The 16,580-nt window shown below is 38.3% G+C and carries 13 protein-coding genes; all 13 read left to right on the top strand.

Annotated elements, in window-relative coordinates; all coding sequences use genetic code 11:
• Window positions 1–753 carry a hypothetical protein gene (locus AC1RNS_RS12080; RefSeq protein ID WP_492992912.1) on the top strand — a complete coding sequence of 251 codons (753 nt, stop codon included), beginning with the start codon at window positions 1–3 and terminating at the stop codon, window positions 751–753.
• Between the two features lie 147 nt (window positions 754–900).
• Window positions 901–1,971, top strand: coding sequence for a glycosyltransferase family 2 protein (locus tag AC1RNS_RS12075; protein ID WP_492992911.1), 1,071 nt, complete (start codon window positions 901–903; stop codon window positions 1,969–1,971).
• A 313-nt stretch (window positions 1,972–2,284) separates the two neighbouring features.
• A complete protein-coding gene (locus AC1RNS_RS12070) occupies window positions 2,285–4,477 on the top strand; it encodes a DNA topoisomerase III (protein ID WP_492992910.1) in 2,193 nt (730 codons plus the stop codon).
• Between the two features lie 192 nt (window positions 4,478–4,669).
• Window positions 4,670–5,434 (top strand): SDR family oxidoreductase, encoded by a 765-nt coding sequence (locus AC1RNS_RS12065; protein ID WP_492992908.1) that lies wholly within the window; start codon window positions 4,670–4,672, stop codon window positions 5,432–5,434.
• 192 nt (window positions 5,435–5,626) lie between these two features.
• Window positions 5,627–6,493, top strand: coding sequence for a MurR/RpiR family transcriptional regulator (locus AC1RNS_RS12060; protein ID WP_492992906.1), 867 nt, complete (start codon window positions 5,627–5,629; stop codon window positions 6,491–6,493).
• 5 nt (window positions 6,494–6,498) lie between these two features.
• A complete protein-coding gene (locus AC1RNS_RS12055; protein ID WP_492992904.1) occupies window positions 6,499–7,614 on the top strand; it encodes a M20 peptidase aminoacylase family protein in 1,116 nt (371 codons plus the stop codon).
• 52 nt (window positions 7,615–7,666) lie between these two features.
• Complete coding sequence (locus AC1RNS_RS12050) at window positions 7,667–8,479, top strand: GNAT family N-acetyltransferase (RefSeq protein ID WP_492992902.1); 813 nt, start codon at window positions 7,667–7,669, stop codon at window positions 8,477–8,479.
• A gap of 1 nt (window position 8,480) precedes the next feature.
• Complete coding sequence (menC, locus tag AC1RNS_RS12045; protein ID WP_492992900.1) at window positions 8,481–9,587, top strand: o-succinylbenzoate synthase; 1,107 nt, start codon at window positions 8,481–8,483, stop codon at window positions 9,585–9,587.
• 34 nt (window positions 9,588–9,621) lie between these two features.
• The gene (locus tag AC1RNS_RS12040; RefSeq protein ID WP_492992899.1) at window positions 9,622–10,674 is read left to right on the top strand and encodes a YkvI family membrane protein; all 1,053 of its coding nucleotides are present in this window, start codon (window positions 9,622–9,624) and stop codon (window positions 10,672–10,674) included.
• 512 nt (window positions 10,675–11,186) lie between these two features.
• Window positions 11,187–11,804, top strand: coding sequence for a TetR/AcrR family transcriptional regulator (locus AC1RNS_RS12035; RefSeq protein WP_492992898.1), 618 nt, complete (start codon window positions 11,187–11,189; stop codon window positions 11,802–11,804).
• Window positions 11,805–12,192: 388 nt separating this feature from the next.
• On the top strand, window positions 12,193–13,335 hold the full coding sequence (locus AC1RNS_RS12030; protein WP_492992896.1) for an acyl-CoA dehydrogenase: 1,143 nt from the start codon (window positions 12,193–12,195) through the stop codon (window positions 13,333–13,335).
• A gap of 224 nt (window positions 13,336–13,559) precedes the next feature.
• Window positions 13,560–15,194: an AMP-binding protein gene (locus AC1RNS_RS12025; RefSeq protein ID WP_492992895.1), complete on the top strand. Its 1,635-nt coding sequence runs from the start codon at window positions 13,560–13,562 to the stop codon at window positions 15,192–15,194.
• A gap of 15 nt (window positions 15,195–15,209) precedes the next feature.
• Window positions 15,210–16,568 carry an acetyl-CoA carboxylase biotin carboxylase subunit gene (locus AC1RNS_RS12020; protein WP_492992894.1) on the top strand — a complete coding sequence of 453 codons (1,359 nt, stop codon included), beginning with the start codon at window positions 15,210–15,212 and terminating at the stop codon, window positions 16,566–16,568.
• Window positions 16,569–16,580 lie beyond the last annotated feature (12 nt).

The raw sequence follows: 16,580 nt of genomic DNA, 5'->3' as shown, positions 1-16,580 counted from the left end.
TTGTCAAAATTACAGCAACGCTTAATGCGCGAACTTCAACAAAATCGAACGATTAAAATTGTTAAAACGGATGAATGGTGTATTCCAATCCGCACGGTAGAAGTGACATATGAACCTGTACGGCGCTCAACAATGGATGTTTTAATGACGATGCTGTTAATTAGCATACAGGAAGCGAATTTTAGTAGTGCTCAAGAGCTGAGTGAGCTTTTACTGGTTGATCCATTATTTATAGAGGATTTGGTGTCATTAATGTCTAGAGTAAGTTTAATTGAGAAGCAGGAAGGCTTTTATCAATTAACTTCTAAAGGACAGCAGCAGTTGGAGCGTGGGATTTTTGAGGAGGAGCTAGAGCCAGAGACAGCTACTTTATATTATAGTCCATGTCATCTCGCATTTCTTGCAGTTGACGTGAATCATATGGAAGAATACGAAGAGCTACCAGAGCTATATCGCTATGTGGATAAAGAGGCAGAGCAGCAGGAGCGTTTTGAAGAAGCTACATTAATAGCTGCACTTCAACAAGAGGATGACAAAGAAGCTGGCATCTCTCAAAAAATAATCTCAAAAATTGTTCAAGCAGACGCGAAGCAAATTAATGATATTCTATGCCTTGAATTTGTTCTTTATGATAAAGAACAGGATATTCTGTTTGCGCGTGTTTGGAATACCTTATTACATCAATGGGATCAACACCTTGAACAACAGCTCACAGAAAAAGAACAGCTACAATGGCGTGAACAATATTTATAAGCCAAAAAACGAACGTGATTAGCGTTCGTTTTTTGGCTTTTAGCGAAAGTTGGGCGATAAATTAAAAAAATAGGGTGATAAATTAAAAAAATGTTTCGATAAATTGATGAGCCTGCATATATTACTACAAATAAAAGGAGGGGACAGATGTTTACGATTAGTTTATGTATGATTGTTAGAAACGAAGAATGTATTATTGAAAGATGCTTAGATTCTGTTCAGCATGTAGTGGATGAAATCAATATTATTGATACGGGATCGACTGATCGTACAAAAGATATCGTCCAAAACTATACCTCACGTATTTACGATTTTATATGGTGTGATGATTTTGCAAAGGCACGAAACTTTTCCTTTCAGCAGGCCACGAAAGATTATATTCTGTGGCTTGATGCAGACGATGTGATGACAAGTGAACATCAACAAAGGCTACTTCAGCTTAAACATTCTTTGTATCCTAATGTCGATGCTGTATCTATGCATTATGATATATCACTGGATGCTGATGGCTATGTAGAGTCACGTGAAAAAAGATATCGTCTTATAAAACGACTGTGTCATTTTCAGTGGCATGGTGCTGTCCACGAATATTTAGAAGTATCAGGCCAGCTTTATCATAGTGATATAGCGGTGACACATTTACCTTTAAAAAGAGATGCTCATCGTAATATTCGTATTTATGAGCGTTTAAGGAAAGATGGGCATTCATTTTCAGCTAGAGATACATTCCATTATGCTAATGAATTAAAAAATCATCAGCGTTTTTTAGAAGCTGTTAATAAATATCATGGCTTCCTAGATTCTGCAACAGGCTCTGCTGATGATAAAATTCAGGCTTGCTTAAATTTAGCGGATTGCTATCAGGAGTTGCATGATGATAAACTAGCGAATCAAGTTATTTTGCAATCATTATTGTATGATCGACCAAGACCAGAAACTTGCTGTCGAATGGGTCAATTTTTTATGGAGCAATTTAAAAATAAAGAGGCTATTTACTGGTACTCACAAGCCTTGCAGCAGCCTTCGGAACAGCTATTTAGTATTCATAAGCCTGCTTTTTCTACATGGCTTCCCCATTTACAGCTAAGCCTGTTGTACAATCGTTTGCGTCTCTATGAAAATTTACATCAACATAATGAGGCAGCTCGTCAATACAAGCCGAAGGACTCTCGTATAATCGACAATCGAAAATACTTACTAAAGCAGTTAAAAATATAATGAACTTAAGGGAAAGGAACATCAATAAAATGAACATAAATACCATGTCCAATTAACACTGCAATAAATACAACAACCGTCATAAAAATCACATTTCGAGGTCTAAAATTTCGTGCCTCCATCTCATTCATCTCCTTTTTAACTTGAAGAATATTCTGTCAATTCAACATATGTTTGAAGAGTTAGAGTATGCACTATTTTTTGATGGATAGAAAAGGAACACATTCATATGCCTGAATGTGTTCTTAAATCACAAAATATAAAGCTCTTGTGCTATATTAAACACAATGATTGACGAAAGGATGTTTACAATTTGGCTAAAAGTTTAGTACTAGCAGAAAAACCTTCAGTAGCACGCGATATTGCGAATGTATTGAAGTGTCATAAAAAGGGGAACGGATTTTTAGAGGGAGATAAATATATTGTAACTTGGGCACTTGGTCATTTAGTAACACTAGCAGATCCAGAAAGCTACGATGTGAAATATAAAACATGGAATTTGGAAGACTTACCAATGCTGCCAGAACGTCTTCGCTTAACAGTAATCAAGCAATCAGGAAAGCAATATAATGCCGTAAAATCACAATTAAATCGTGATGATGTAAAAGAAATTATTATTGCAACAGATGCTGGACGTGAAGGTGAATTAGTAGCCCGTTGGATTATTGCAAAAGCAAATGTGAAGAAGCCAATGAAACGACTATGGATTTCATCTGTGACAGATAAAGCCATTAAAGAGGGTTTTGCCAATTTAAAGCCGGGTAACAGCTACGATAATTTATATGCTGCTGCTGTTGCCCGTTCGGAAGCAGATTGGTACATTGGTTTAAATGCAACCCGTGCGTTAACTACAAGATTTAATGCACAATTGAACTGTGGTCGTGTGCAAACCCCAACTGTGGCAATTATTGCTGCGCGTGAAGATGAAATTAAAAACTTCAAACCACAAATCTATTATGGTATTGAAGCACAAACAGATTCCTTAAAGCTTACTTGGCAAGACGCAAACGGCAATTCGCGTAGCTTTAATAAAGAAAAAACGGACGGTATTGTCAAAGCATTAGGCAGTCAGGATGCAAAGATTGTTGCACTTGACCGCAAGCCTAAAAAATCATTCGCCCCAGGTCTTTATGATTTAACAGAATTACAGCGTGATGCCAATAAATTTTTTGGCTATTCAGCAAAAGAAACATTGAATATTATGCAAAAGCTCTATGAATCTCATAAGGTACTGACATATCCTCGTACAGATTCACGTTATTTATCATCTGATCTTGTAGGTACATTACCAGAACGTCTCAAAGCATGTGGTATTGGCGAATATCGTTCATTAACAAATAAAATCTTAACAAAGCCAATTAAAGCAAATAAATCGTTTGTAGATGATAGTAAAGTTTCTGACCATCATGCGATCATTCCAACTGAAGGCTATGTGAATATATCTGCATTCAATGATAAAGAACGTAAAATTTATGATTTAGTGGTAAAGAGATTTTTAGCTGTCTTATTCCCAGCACATGAATATGAGCAGTTAACAGTGCAAGCTCAAATCGGTAATGAGAAATTTATAGCTAGAGGAAAAACAGTCATAAATGCTGGTTGGAAAGAGGTTTATCAAAATCGCTTTGATGATGATGAATCCACTGATGATGTAAAGGAGCAGCTGCTTCCTCGTTTAGAGCAAGGACAAGTAATAAAAACAAAGCTAATTGTCCAAACATCAGGTCAAACTAAGCCACCTGCACGCTTTACAGAGGCAACATTACTATCAGCTATGGAAAATCCTGCGAAGTATATGGAAACCAATGATAAAAAGCTTGCAGATACGTTAAAATCGACAGGCGGACTTGGAACGGTTGCTACACGTGCAGATATAATTGACAAGCTTTTCAACTCTTTCTTAATTGAAAAACGTGGAGGTAAAGATATTTATATCACCTCTAAGGGACTTCAGCTCTTGGACCTAGTGCCAGAAGAATTACGTTCTCCTGCTACGACAGCAGAGTGGGAACAAAAGCTTGAGTTAATTGCAAAAGGGAAACTGAAAAAAGATGCGTTTATTCATGAAATGAAAGAACATACAAAAGAAATTGTAGCTGAAATAAAAGGCAGTGCTAAAAAATATAAGCACGATAATATTTCAACAAAATCCTGTCCTGATTGTGGAAAACCAATGCTTGAGGTTAATGGTAAAAAAGGCAAAATGCTTGTGTGCCAAGATCGAGAATGTGGCCACCGTAAAAATGTATCCCGTGTCACAAACGCACGATGCCCGCAATGTAAGAAAAAGCTAGAGCTTCGTGGTGAAGGTGATGGACAAATCTTTGTATGTAAATGTGGATATCGTGAAAAATTATCAGCATTTGAAGCCCGTCGTAAAAAAGAGGGTGGCGGTAAAGTCGATAAGCGTAGTGTGCAGAAATACTTGAAGCAGCAAGAAAAAGAGGCCGAGCCGATTAATAATGCATTTGCAGATTTGTTAAAGGGTTTAAAATTAGACGAATGAAATAACTCTAGAAAGTAGCAGTTTGTGTGAAACTGCTGCTTTTTTTTATTACCCTCACTTTAGGAAAAATGAGAGAGCAACATTTCAAATATTGTTCCATGATAAGATTCTGTCTGTATTAAGCGACCAGTAGAATGAAGCTGTTTAATACAAATGAAATTCTACTACTATTTTAAACAGGGAGATGGGCGTATGGGTAAACTAGTTGGCAAAATTGCTCTTGTGACTGGAGCGAGCCGAGGAATAGGACGTAGCATAGCATTACGTTTGGCTCAAGAGGGTGCATTTGTAGCAGTACATTATGGAAAAAGGCAAATGGAGGCGGAAGCAGTTGTTCATCAGATTGAGCAAGATGGTGGAAGGGCCTGTGTGATTGGTGCAGATTTGAGTACACTTGAGGGTATTCATGATTTATTTAAGAAGTTAGATAATCGTGTTTTAGAGCATACTGGTAGTATACAGATTGATATTCTAGTTAACAATGCTGGGATTGGGCAAATTGTCTCTTTAGAGGAGACAACAGAAGAATCCTTTGAAGAGGTTATGAAAATAAACGTCAAGGCACCACTATTTGTTACGAAGCAAGCTTTACCACGCTTAAAAGATGGAGGAAGTATTATTAATATCTCTTCCTTTGTAACGCGTGTAGCATCACCAAGTGTATTCGTCTACAGTATGTCAAAAGGAGCCATTGACACATTGACTTGTCTTTTAGCTAAGCAATTGGGGAGCCGTCATATTACCGTCAATGCCATTCAACCTGGAATTATTAACACAGAGATGAATGCTGAAACTTTGCAGCATCCTGATGGTCAAAAAAATGCAGCTGGACTTTCAATCTTTAAGAGATGGGGAGAGCCTGAAGATGTGGCAGATATTGCAGCATTTCTAGCATCCTCAGACAGCCGTTGGATAACTGGTCAGTTAATTGATGCTAGTGGTGGATCTCATTTATAAAATAAATATCTGTTGAAACAACCAGCCCTGTAAGTTCTTTACAGGGTTTTTTTTATTTATGCTTAAAATTAACTATATAAACAGAAATTTCAGAAAAAATATTGAATTACGAAAAAAACTGTGATAGTGTATGTTACATGTAAAATGAAGTTTAAACTTCAAAAATAAATAAAAAAAGGATGTACTTCTTTGATGGATGATCAAATAATTCAACAAGTCATTCAAGATAAATTTCAAGAGCTTTCTAAAAGCCAACAAAAAGTAGCATCTTTTATTCTGAAAAATATGCAGACAGTTGGTGTTCATTCGGCAGCATATGTTGGTGAAAAAGCAGGTGTCAGTGAAACAACGGTCATACGCTTTTGTTATGCGATAGGGCTTTCTGGTTATGCGCAGTTACAGCGAGAAATAACTATGCATTTATTCAATGAAGGGAAAACAAGTAGCTTGCAAAATTATTTGCATTCTAAGCAGGCACTTTTTGAAAATCCACGTTTTTATGAGAAAACAATGGAAAAGGATGCATCGCATATTTTACAGGTGGCAAAGGGTATAAATGAGGATGATTTTAATAAAGCTTCGAAGCTACTGCATACAAAGAAAAAAATCTATATTGCTGGTAATGGCTCCTCCTATTTAGCTGCACAATGGTTACATTTTACTTTAAATCTTTTGAGGCCTAATGTTGTGCTATTAAACTTCGAAACAAGTGAGGTTATTCGTGCTATACAAGATATTGATGAGGAAAGTGTTGTCATAATTTTATCTTTCCATCGTTATTTTAAAGAGCCGATTCAATTTGCAGCTGAGATACAAGAAAAAAATTGTGAGATTATTGGTATTACGGATGCTCAAATTGCACCCATTACACAATATTCAACGATTACTTTTGTTAACGAACAGCAAGAGATGTCAACAATTGATGCAATGCCTGCACTGATATCATTCTTGAATACATTAATTGCAGGGATGACGGCACATGATCATGACTATTATGAAAATCAGCGCGTAAAATATGATGATTTCCAAAATAGCTTTTTAGCAAATCGATGGAGTTGAATAACATGAATCCAGTTTTAGAAAATCTACAGCCGCGTTTGGCTGATATATTTACACATCTTCATGAGCATCCAGAAATAAGCTGGCAAGAGCATGAAACAACACAATATATTGCTGAAATATTAGGAGAGGCACAGATGGAGCCCCAATTGTTCGATGATATGACAGGACTTTATGTTGATATTGGGAAAGGGGAACCCAAAGTAGGCTTTCGTACGGACATAGATGCGCTTTGGCAGGAGGTGGATGGTGTCTTTAAGGCTAATCATTCTTGTGGACATGATGGTCATATGACAATGGCTATTGGGACAGCACTTCTTTTAAAGGATATGGAGCATTTACTTTCTGGGGCGGTTCGTATTTTATTTCAGCCTGCTGAAGAAAAAGCGCAGGGTGCTCGTGCATTAGTCGAGAAGGGTCTTATTGATAACCTAGAATATTTATTTGGTGTTCATGTTCGTCCGCTAAAAGAGCTAGTGGATGGGACATATGCACCTGCATTATATCATGGTGCTGCAAAACTCTTTACGGGAACAATTATCGGGGAGGAGGCGCATGGAGCACGACCAGAGCTAGGAATAAATGCTATTGAGGTTGGCGCAGCTATTGTCGAGGGTTTACAAAAAATTTGGACGGACCCCAATGTTTCAGCTTCTGTCAAAATGACTCAATTTAATGCAGGAGGCTCTTCCACAAATATTATTCCAGGAAAAGCAACCTTTAGCATCGATGCCCGAGCCCAAACGAATGAGGTAATGCAAGTTATTACAGAGGGAGTAGAAAGAGTAAGGACATCCGTGGAGGCAATGTATGGTGCAAAAATAAACATAAAGGTTGATGCACATATTGTTGCTGCATTAGTTCACGATGCGGCACTACAGCATATGAACGCCGCTATCATCGATGTGGTCGGCGAAAAAGCTTGTGCACCACCTGTTGTGACACCAGGAGGAGAAGATTTTCATTTTTATACGTTTGAAAGGCCTCATCTAAAAGCTACAATGCTTGGTTTAGGCTGTGGTGTAACACCAGGGCTTCATCATCCTAAAATGACCTTTAATCAAGATAGACTTCTTACTGGTGTAAATATTATTACAAGGGCCATTTTACGTGCGCTTTAGCAGATTTACTACCCAATAAATATGGGATACAAGAGAGAAAGAAGAGAGAGCCATGATTGATATAAAAGAAATAAAAACAATCGATCAATTGGAGAATGTTCAACAACTAGAATATGAGGTATGGGAGATGCCGCCCATACCCCTCCATCAAACTTTAACAGCAGTGAAGAATGGTGGAATTGTTGTTGGTGCTTATGATGGGGAGCAATTAGTTGGATTTAGCTATGGATTTTCAGGATTTCGAGAGGGAAAAAGCTTTTTATGCTCTCATATGTTGGGGATAAATAAAAATTATCGTTCACAGGGAATAGGTGAAAAATTAAAGCAGGCCCAGCGATTGATTGCGATAGAGCGTGGCTATGATTTAATGGTGTGGACCTTTGATCCTTTAGAAACGCGTAATGCCTATTTAAATCTTTCAAAATTAAAGGGTATTTGTTACACGTACATCGAAAATTGCTACGGTGAAATGCAGGATGGTTTAAATAAAGGGCTGCCCTCCGATCGTTTCGAGGTAAGCTGGCATATAATATCTGATTATGTGATGCAGGATATCGTAATTGAAGTGACAAATCCAGTCCCTGTGGCAAGCTGTAGCCTAAATGAGCAAGGCTTTCCTCGCTTGGAGATAACTGAAAATTTGAAATATAACGAAGACTTTTATGCGTTGCCTGTACCAAAGGATTTTCAGGCATTGAAAGTGCAAAATCCTGATTTAGCATTAGATTGGCGTTTTAAAACACGTCATATTTTACAGCAGCTATTTGCACATGAATATGCTGTTGTGAAATTACAGCAGCAAGAAAAATACAATGAATATTTGTTGGTTAAAAAAGCAGCTATACCGCTGGAAGGAGAACAATAAGATGAACATTACAGAAATTACAATTCGACAACTCAAAATGAAATTAAAAGCACCATTTACAACTAGCTTTGGTACATTTCATGATAAAGACTTTTTAGTGCTAGAGGCGAAAGATGAATCTGGAATCATTGGCTGGGGAGAATCTGTTGCCTTCCACTCTCCTTGGTACAATGAAGAAACGCTGCAAACAAACTGGCATATGTTAGAAGATTTCCTCGTACCTCTTCTAATGAATAAAGAGATTCAGCATCCAGATGAAGTAAATGAACTATTTAAACCTATCCGCAAAAATAATATGGCAAAATCAACGATTGAAGGGGCAATTTGGGATATTTATGCACAGCAGACGAAGCAATCATTGGCAGCAGCACTTGGAGGCAAAAAAGACAAAATTGAAGTAGGAATCAGTATTGGCATCCAGAATTCAATTGATGATTTAGTAGCGTTAGTGGATGGATATGTACGGGAAGGCTATAAGCGCATGAAAATTAAAATTAAGCCAGGTTGGGATGTAGAAGTTATGCGTACATTACGTGAAACGTTTCCTGATGTAGCGTTTATGGCAGATGCAAATTCAGCCTATAATCTTGAGGATGCTGCAACACTCAAGCAACTCGATGCATTTCATTTAACAATGATTGAACAGCCATTAGCATCAGATGACATTATCGATCATGCCACATTACAAAAATTAATCGATACACCCATTTGTTTGGATGAAAGTATTCATTCATTAGAGGATGCTCGTAAGGCTGTAGAATTGGGCAGTACAAAAATTATTAATATTAAAATTGGTCGTGTAGGTGGCTTGACAGAGGCAAAGAAAATTCACGATTATTGTGAGGCCAATAACATTCCAGTTTGGTGTGGAGGTATGTTAGAGTCTGGGATTGGTCGTGCTCACAACGTCGCATTAACAACACTATCCAATTTCGTTTTACCAGGTGATACAGCTGGCTCAAATCGATATTGGGAAAAAGACATCATTGATCCAGAAGTTATCGTGAAGGATGGTTATATTGAAGTACCACAGCAGCCAGGGATTGGCTATGAGATTAATAGAGAGACGATTGAATCATTTACAGTCACAAAAAAAACATATCAATAATTGGACAAGGATAATCTAGATTAGTAGGTGTGCTATGAAAAAGAGTTGGCAAATTGGAGGCGCATTTGTAGGATTAATCGTTGGAGCTGGCTTTGCTTCAGGTCAAGAAATTATGCAATATTTCACGAGCTTCGGCTTGTACGGTATTGTAGGAGGAATTGTTGCAACCGTGGCCTTTGCATTTCTGGGTATGAGCCTAGCCCAATTAGGGACTGACCTGCAAACGACATCTCATAAAGAGGTTATTTATCACATTGGCGGGCGTTACATTGGGGTTATTTTAGATATTGTTATTACATTTTTCTTATTTGGCGTTGCTGTCGTTATGTTTGCTGGATCAGGATCAACATTTCAGCAAATGTTTGGCATTAACCCAATGGTTGGAAGTATCTTTATGGTGCTTATTACGATTTTAACTCTACTGTTAAACGTTAAAAATATTATCAATATAATAGCTCTAGTGACACCATATTTAATGGGGATCATTTTTATTATATTAATTTACTCCATATTCACAATGGACTTAACGATTGCAGAGCAAAATGCTTTAGCAAAAGAGCAAACGTCTGCATCTTCAAATTGGCTAATGGGTGCTTTACTTTATGTATCGTATAATATTGCGGCTGGTGCAGCGATGCTAATTGTTATGGGAGGGACTGTAAAAGAACGCAAAGTTGCTGGTATAGGCGGTCTGCTAGGCGGACTAATGCTAGGTGCCTTAATAATATTAATTAATATTGCTATGTTCGTTAAAATGGATGTAGTAGGTGGGGTAGCAATGCCGACATTAGAGCTGGCCAAGCAAATTCATCCTGTAGTAGGGGTATTAATGTCCATGGCTTTATTAGGTATGATGTACAATACAGCTGTTGGTATGTTTTATGCATTTGCAGTGCGTTTCATAGCGCCTGAACATAAATATTTTAAACTAGGTATTGTGGTCATTGGATTACTAGGCTTTGCTGCAAGCTTAGTTGGGTTTACAACGTTGGTTGGTAAGGTATATTCTACAATGGGCTATTTAGGCTTTGCTCTAATTATAGCTGTTTTGGTGTCATGGCTGCGAAAACCGAAAGATTTATCGTGATTCAGTAGATGTTTTTGTACTGAATGCAAAGCGTCGTGTATAGAATACTTCCACCTCTATCAGAGATAAATCCGTTTTTTCCTATTCAGCGGGCGTACAAACGGATTTTAAAGAAGAACTTTTCGAGTAAGATCGAAAAAATCTAGACGCAATTACGCTGGGGTGTAATTAATAAAGTTGCTGTTTACTATTCCCTTTTGTCATTACACTGGCAATAGGGAAATTTTTTTATGAAAACAGTGATGAAAGCTAGAGAGCAATCATACAGTAAGTATGTATTTAATGATTTTTAATTTCTGCTTAATGTATCATAAATTCTCGTAATTTGAAATAAAATCTATATTGTTGCTAGACACCTTTTTTTATGAATGCTATATTAAAGTTGTCATAGTATTTTTATAATTAGGAAAAATACATTTAATCAAACAAATTTATTGAAGCAATGCTATTCTACGTTTTTTCTAATTATAAGGAGTAAGAGTAAAGAGCTAGATGAAGGATGATAGATGCCTATGGTAAAGAAAACGTTAAAACAAAGAATTGTAGACGCTTCAGTCGTGCTGTTTCAGCAAGATGGCTATCACAATGTAACTGTTGATCGCATTGTCGAATATATTGGGGCATCAAAGGGTGGATTTTATCATAATTTTAAATCGAAAGATGAATTGTTATATGAAATTCACGATGTATTTATTTCGTATGTTATTAAACAGTCACAGGATGCCTATGACAAGTACGATACACCGATTACACGCTTATGTGCAATGCTGCAAACACTGACACAAGTATTTGATATGTATCAAGCACATATTACTGTTTTTTATGAGGAAAGCCGTTCACTACCAGAGGAATATAGTGAAATTATTCATAAAAAAAGGGATCAGTATCGGGATATTTTACAAAAAGTTATAGGAGAGGGCCAACAAACTAAAGACTTTCGTACGGAATTGCCGTGTACAATTGTCACAATGGCCATTGTTGGCATGATTAACTGGACATATAAATGGTATAAACAAACAGGTCCATTAACAATGGAGGAGATTACAGAGGTCTTCACGGACATGGTATTGCGTGCGATTGTGACGGAACAAGCAATGGAGGAAGCAACTCAATTTATGGTAAAGGGGTAGCCAGTAATAACACTGGTTTTATTAATTGTTCAAACAAACCGACTAGTCGGTATTTATCTTCGTTCTGTAAAAGACTTTCGCCTCTGAAGGTGGAGAAATGAATAGGATGTGGTTTCTTTACAGTGGTTGTCCAGACATCTACTGAAATAGAGAACTCAGTCTAAGAACGCCACGTCCTGTGGTAATTTATCTGAGCGAAAGCAACACATGAACATGACTGAGTGACCAACATCACGTTGGCCTAATGCCTCTGGTGGATGTCACGGATTTTAAATTGTGTCTGTACAATTCAAAATCTGGACGTAATTACGCCAAGGCGAAATAGATTAGTGCAACTGTCATCTGAGCAAAATCTGCTATGGCAAATTAGAAATTAGGGGGACTAGGGATGAACTTTGAATTAACGAAAGAGCAAGAGATGATTCGAGACATGGTACGTGATTTTGCTGAAAAAGAAATTAAACCGTTTGCTCGTGAGGTTGATGAGACATCGACAATGAGAATAGAAAGTTTTAAAAAAATGGCGGAACTAGGCTTGTTGGGTATCCCATTTCCTGAAGAATACGGGGGTTCAGGCGGTGATACGGTGTCTTACGCTTTAGCAGTTGAAGAAATTGGTCGTGCGTGTGGTGGTACAGGATTAAGCTATGCCGCAGCAGTTAGCTTAGGTGCCTCACCCATTTATAATTTCGGTACAGAGGAGCAAAAGCAGGAGTGGCTTGTTCCGTTAGCGAAAGGCGAGACATTAGGATCATTCGGTTTAACAGAGCCTAATGCAGGTTCAGATGCTGGTGGGACGCGAACAACAGCTGTTATTGATGGTGATGATTACGTCATTAATGGGGAAAAATGCTGGATTACAAATGCAGGTTATGCACGTCAAATTATTGTGACGGCAGTGACAGGTAAGCGTGAAGATGGTAAAAAAATTATTTCTTCTATTATTGTTCCAACGAATACACCTGGAGTAACGATAAATTGCAATTACGACAAAATGGGTGTTCGTGGCTCCAATACATGTGAGATTGTCTTGCAGAATGTTCGTGTCCCAAGAGCTAATCTTTTAGGGGATGAAAAGCGTGGTTTTAGTCAGTTTTTAAATACGCTAGATGGTGGCCGGATTTCAATTGCGGCTTTGTCTGTAGGAATTGCACAGGCTGCGTATGAAAAGGCATTAAAATTTGCTAAAGAACGTGAGCAATTTGGTGCACCAATATCAAAGCTACAGGCTATTCAGTTTAAACTAGCTGATATGGCAATGGAAATAGAGCTTGCGCGTACATTGGTACATAAAGCGGCATGGCTTAAGGATCAAAAGAAACCATTTGGAAAGGAAGCAGCAATGGCAAAATTATTTGCTTCTGAAATGGGCTTCCGTACTTGTAATCAGGCAATTCAAATTCATGGCGGTTCCGGCTATATGAAAGAATACGACGTAGAGCGTCATCTGCGTGACATTAAGTTAATGGAAATCGGTGAGGGAACATCAGAAATTCAACGTCTCGTTATTTCTCGTCTAATTGGCTGTTAATCATAATCAATTATGCCTCGGCATAATTGCGTCCTGAATCGGCTTTGTTTTTGCACAAAGAACTCCTTTTCGATTCTGTGACATCCGCCGGAGGCTTTAACTTATTTCAGCAGATGTTGGAACACCTGCTGAAAAGTAACTTAAAACCGCATTCATCTCACCACCTATAGAGGTGGGAGACTTCTGTAGCTGAAAGAAGTTAAATAGCATAAAGGAGGATTTTCATGGCAGAACTTGTGTATCAAACTATTGGTCAATTGCTAGATGAACAATCTGAAAAGTATCCACAGCACGAAGCATTAGTATATGCAGATAGGGATTTACGAATGACCTATGATCAATTAAATCGTCAAAGTCGTTTAGTTGCAAGAGGGCTAATGGCACTCGGTATAGAAAAGGGCGAACATATCGCAGTATGGACAACGAATGTTCCAGAATGGGTGCAGTTACAATTTGGTACAGGAAAAATGGGCGCCCCGATTGTCACAGTGAATACAAATTACCGTGCAAGTGAGTTGGAATATTTATTAAAGCAATCCGATGCAAAAACAATTTTTTTAATTGAAAATTATCGCGACCATTCTTTTATCAATACACTACAAGAGTTATGTCCAGAGCTTGAGCATTGTGAACCGGGTAATTTACAAGCCAAGCGACTGCCTTTATTGAAAAATGTTATTTTAATCGGTGAGACGAGATATCCTGGAGTACTTAATTGGTCTGATGTTTTAGCTGCCGCTGAGCAAGTAACAGAGGAGCAATTAGATCAAAGACAGCAATCACTTCATTACGATGATGTCATTAATATTCAATATACTTCTGGTACAACAGGCTTTCCAAAGGGTGTAATGTTGACGCATTACAACCTAGTGAATAATGCTATAAATATTGCGGAATGCATGCGATTAACTTCTAAGGATCGTTTATGTATTCCTGTACCGTTCTTCCATTGCTTCGGATGTGTCATTGGGACATTAGCTATCACAACTAGTGGTGGGACGATGGTACCAGTACAGGAATTTTCACCTGCTGAGGTACTGGGTACAGTTGAGAAAGAAAAATGCACAGCGTTGCATGGTGTACCAACAATGTTTATTAGTGAGCTCAATTTACCGAATTTTGAGTCGTTTGATTTATCCACATTGCGAACGGGTGTCATGGCTGGCTCTAACTGTCCTATTGAGGTGATGAAGGCTGTTATCGAAAAGATGGGGATGAAGGATATTACCATTTGCTATGGGCAAACAGAATCATCTCCTGTGATTACACAAACAAGAACAGATGACCCACTAGCATTAAAGGTAGAAACAGTTGGTCGTGCATTGCCGAATCTAGAAGTTAAAATTGTCGTTCCTGGTACAGATGAAGTAGCTGCACCACTTGAGCAAGGGGAGCTTTGCACAAGAGGCTATCACGTGATGAAGGGTTATTATAAAAATCCAGAAGAAACGGATCTTGCCATCGATCAACAGGGCTGGCTGCATACGGGAGATTTAGCAACGATGGATGAAGCAGGCTACATTCGGGTAACAGGACGTTTAAAGGATATGATTATTCGTGGTGGCGAGAATTTATATCCGAGAGAAATTGAAGAGTTCTTATACAAACATCCAAAAATTTCTGATGTACAGGTTGCGGGCGTTCCTGATCCTGTTTATGGGGAGGAAGCGGCTGCCTGGATCATTCTGAGAGAAGGAGAACAAGCAACAGAAGAAGAGATTCGAGATTTTTGCAGAGATAAAATTTCTAGACATAAAATTCCGCGGCATATTTTCTTTATTGATCATTATCCGATGACTGCATCAGGAAAGGTTCAAAAGTATAAATTACGTGAGGATTTTGCTGCGACAGTAATGTAGGAAGGGGACGGTGATATGTTTAAGAAGGTTTTAATTGCCAACCGTGGGGAGATCGCTAGGCGGATTATAAGAACTTGTAAGCGGCTAAATATTCAAACAGTTGCGGTGTATTCAGAGGCAGATGCTGGTAGCCTGCATGTTAAAGATGCTGATGAAGCGTATTGTGTAGGAAAGCCGCCTGTTGCACAAAGCTATTTAAATATTGACCGCATTCTCGAAATTGCACAGGAAAGCAATGCAGATGCTGTTCATCCAGGCTATGGCTTATTATCAGAGAACGCTGATTTTGCGAAGCGTTGTACAGAGGCTGGCCTTACATTTATCGGACCAAGTGCCGATGTTATTGCCTCGATGGGAAGTAAATTAGAGGCACGAAAAACAATGAAGGCAGCGGGTGTACCAATTGTAGAAGGTGTAGAAACACCCGTAGCAAATGTAGAAGAGGCAATCGCAATTGCTGCCCGTCTTGGCTATCCTGTTATGTTAAAAGCTTCTGCTGGCGGTGGCGGTATCGGCATGCAGCTTGTTGAAAATTCAGGGGAGCTTGCAAAAGCATTTGAGGGAAATCAAAAGCGAGCACAGTCATTTTTCGGAGACGGGACAATGTATATGGAGCGATTTATTGCGAATCCGCATCATGTTGAGGTTCAAATAATTGCAGACCATCATGGCAATGTCGTACCACTCTTTGAACGTGAGTGTTCCATCCAGAGAAGAAATCAAAAAGTAGTGGAGGAGGCACCATCTCCCTTCATTTCATCTGAAACAAGAGAGCGCATGCTAGAAGCTTCCGTCAAGGCAGCGAAGCATATAGGGTATGTTAATGCTGGTACGATTGAATATTTAGTAGATGCAAATCAACAATTTTATTTTTTAGAGATGAATACACGTCTACAGGTAGAGCATCCCGTAACAGAGGAAATTACAAAGCTAGATCTGGTGGAGGAGCAATTAAAGATCGCAGCAAAACAGCCATTAACGTTTACACGAGAGAGTATTCGTAAAGAAGGACATGCAATTGAAGTGCGTATATATGCTGAAAATCCTACCACGTTTTTCCCTTCTCCAGGTATTATCACAGCGCTAGAGCTACCTAAGGGAGAAGGTATTCGACATGAATGTAGTGTAGAGGCAGATTCAACGGTTACACCTTTCTATGATCCAATGATAAGTAAGCTAATTGTGTGGGGAAATACTCGAGCAATTGCATGTGAAAGGCTTATTCAAGCACTTCAAGCTTATAAAGTAGAAGGAATTCAAACAAACATACCAATGCTCTTGAAGACAGTTACACATGAACAATTTTTAAAAGGTAATACAACGACTAAATTTGTGGATGAATATTATTTACCGCAATTAGCACAGTCAAAATAAGAAATAAATTAT

This window comes from Lysinibacillus sp. GW821-FHT14F06 (assembly GCF_058803665.1).
Note: the sequence above shows the minus strand (reverse complement) of the source record. Positions and strands in the feature narration are given on the sequence as shown.

Bases quoted from the DNA above. Each gene is read 5' to 3' on its own strand.
- AC1RNS_RS12075 (WP_492992911.1), top strand. From the start codon at position 901: ATGTTTACGATTAGTTTATGTATGATTGTTAGAAACGAAGAATGTATT.
- AC1RNS_RS12065 (WP_492992908.1), top strand. From the start codon at position 4,670: ATGGGTAAACTAGTTGGCAAAATTGCTCTTGTGACTGGAGCGAGCCGA.
- AC1RNS_RS12060 (WP_492992906.1), top strand. From the start codon at position 5,627: ATGGATGATCAAATAATTCAACAAGTCATTCAAGATAAATTTCAAGAG.
- AC1RNS_RS12055 (WP_492992904.1), top strand. From the start codon at position 6,499: ATGAATCCAGTTTTAGAAAATCTACAGCCGCGTTTGGCTGATATATTT.
- AC1RNS_RS12050 (WP_492992902.1), top strand. From the start codon at position 7,667: ATGATTGATATAAAAGAAATAAAAACAATCGATCAATTGGAGAATGTT.
- menC (WP_492992900.1), top strand. From the start codon at position 8,481: ATGAACATTACAGAAATTACAATTCGACAACTCAAAATGAAATTAAAA.
- AC1RNS_RS12040 (WP_492992899.1), top strand. From the start codon at position 9,622: ATGAAAAAGAGTTGGCAAATTGGAGGCGCATTTGTAGGATTAATCGTT.
- AC1RNS_RS12035 (WP_492992898.1), top strand. From the start codon at position 11,187: ATGGTAAAGAAAACGTTAAAACAAAGAATTGTAGACGCTTCAGTCGTG.
- AC1RNS_RS12030 (WP_492992896.1), top strand. From the start codon at position 12,193: ATGAACTTTGAATTAACGAAAGAGCAAGAGATGATTCGAGACATGGTA.
- AC1RNS_RS12025 (WP_492992895.1), top strand. From the start codon at position 13,560: ATGGCAGAACTTGTGTATCAAACTATTGGTCAATTGCTAGATGAACAA.
- AC1RNS_RS12020 (WP_492992894.1), top strand. From the start codon at position 15,210: ATGTTTAAGAAGGTTTTAATTGCCAACCGTGGGGAGATCGCTAGGCGG.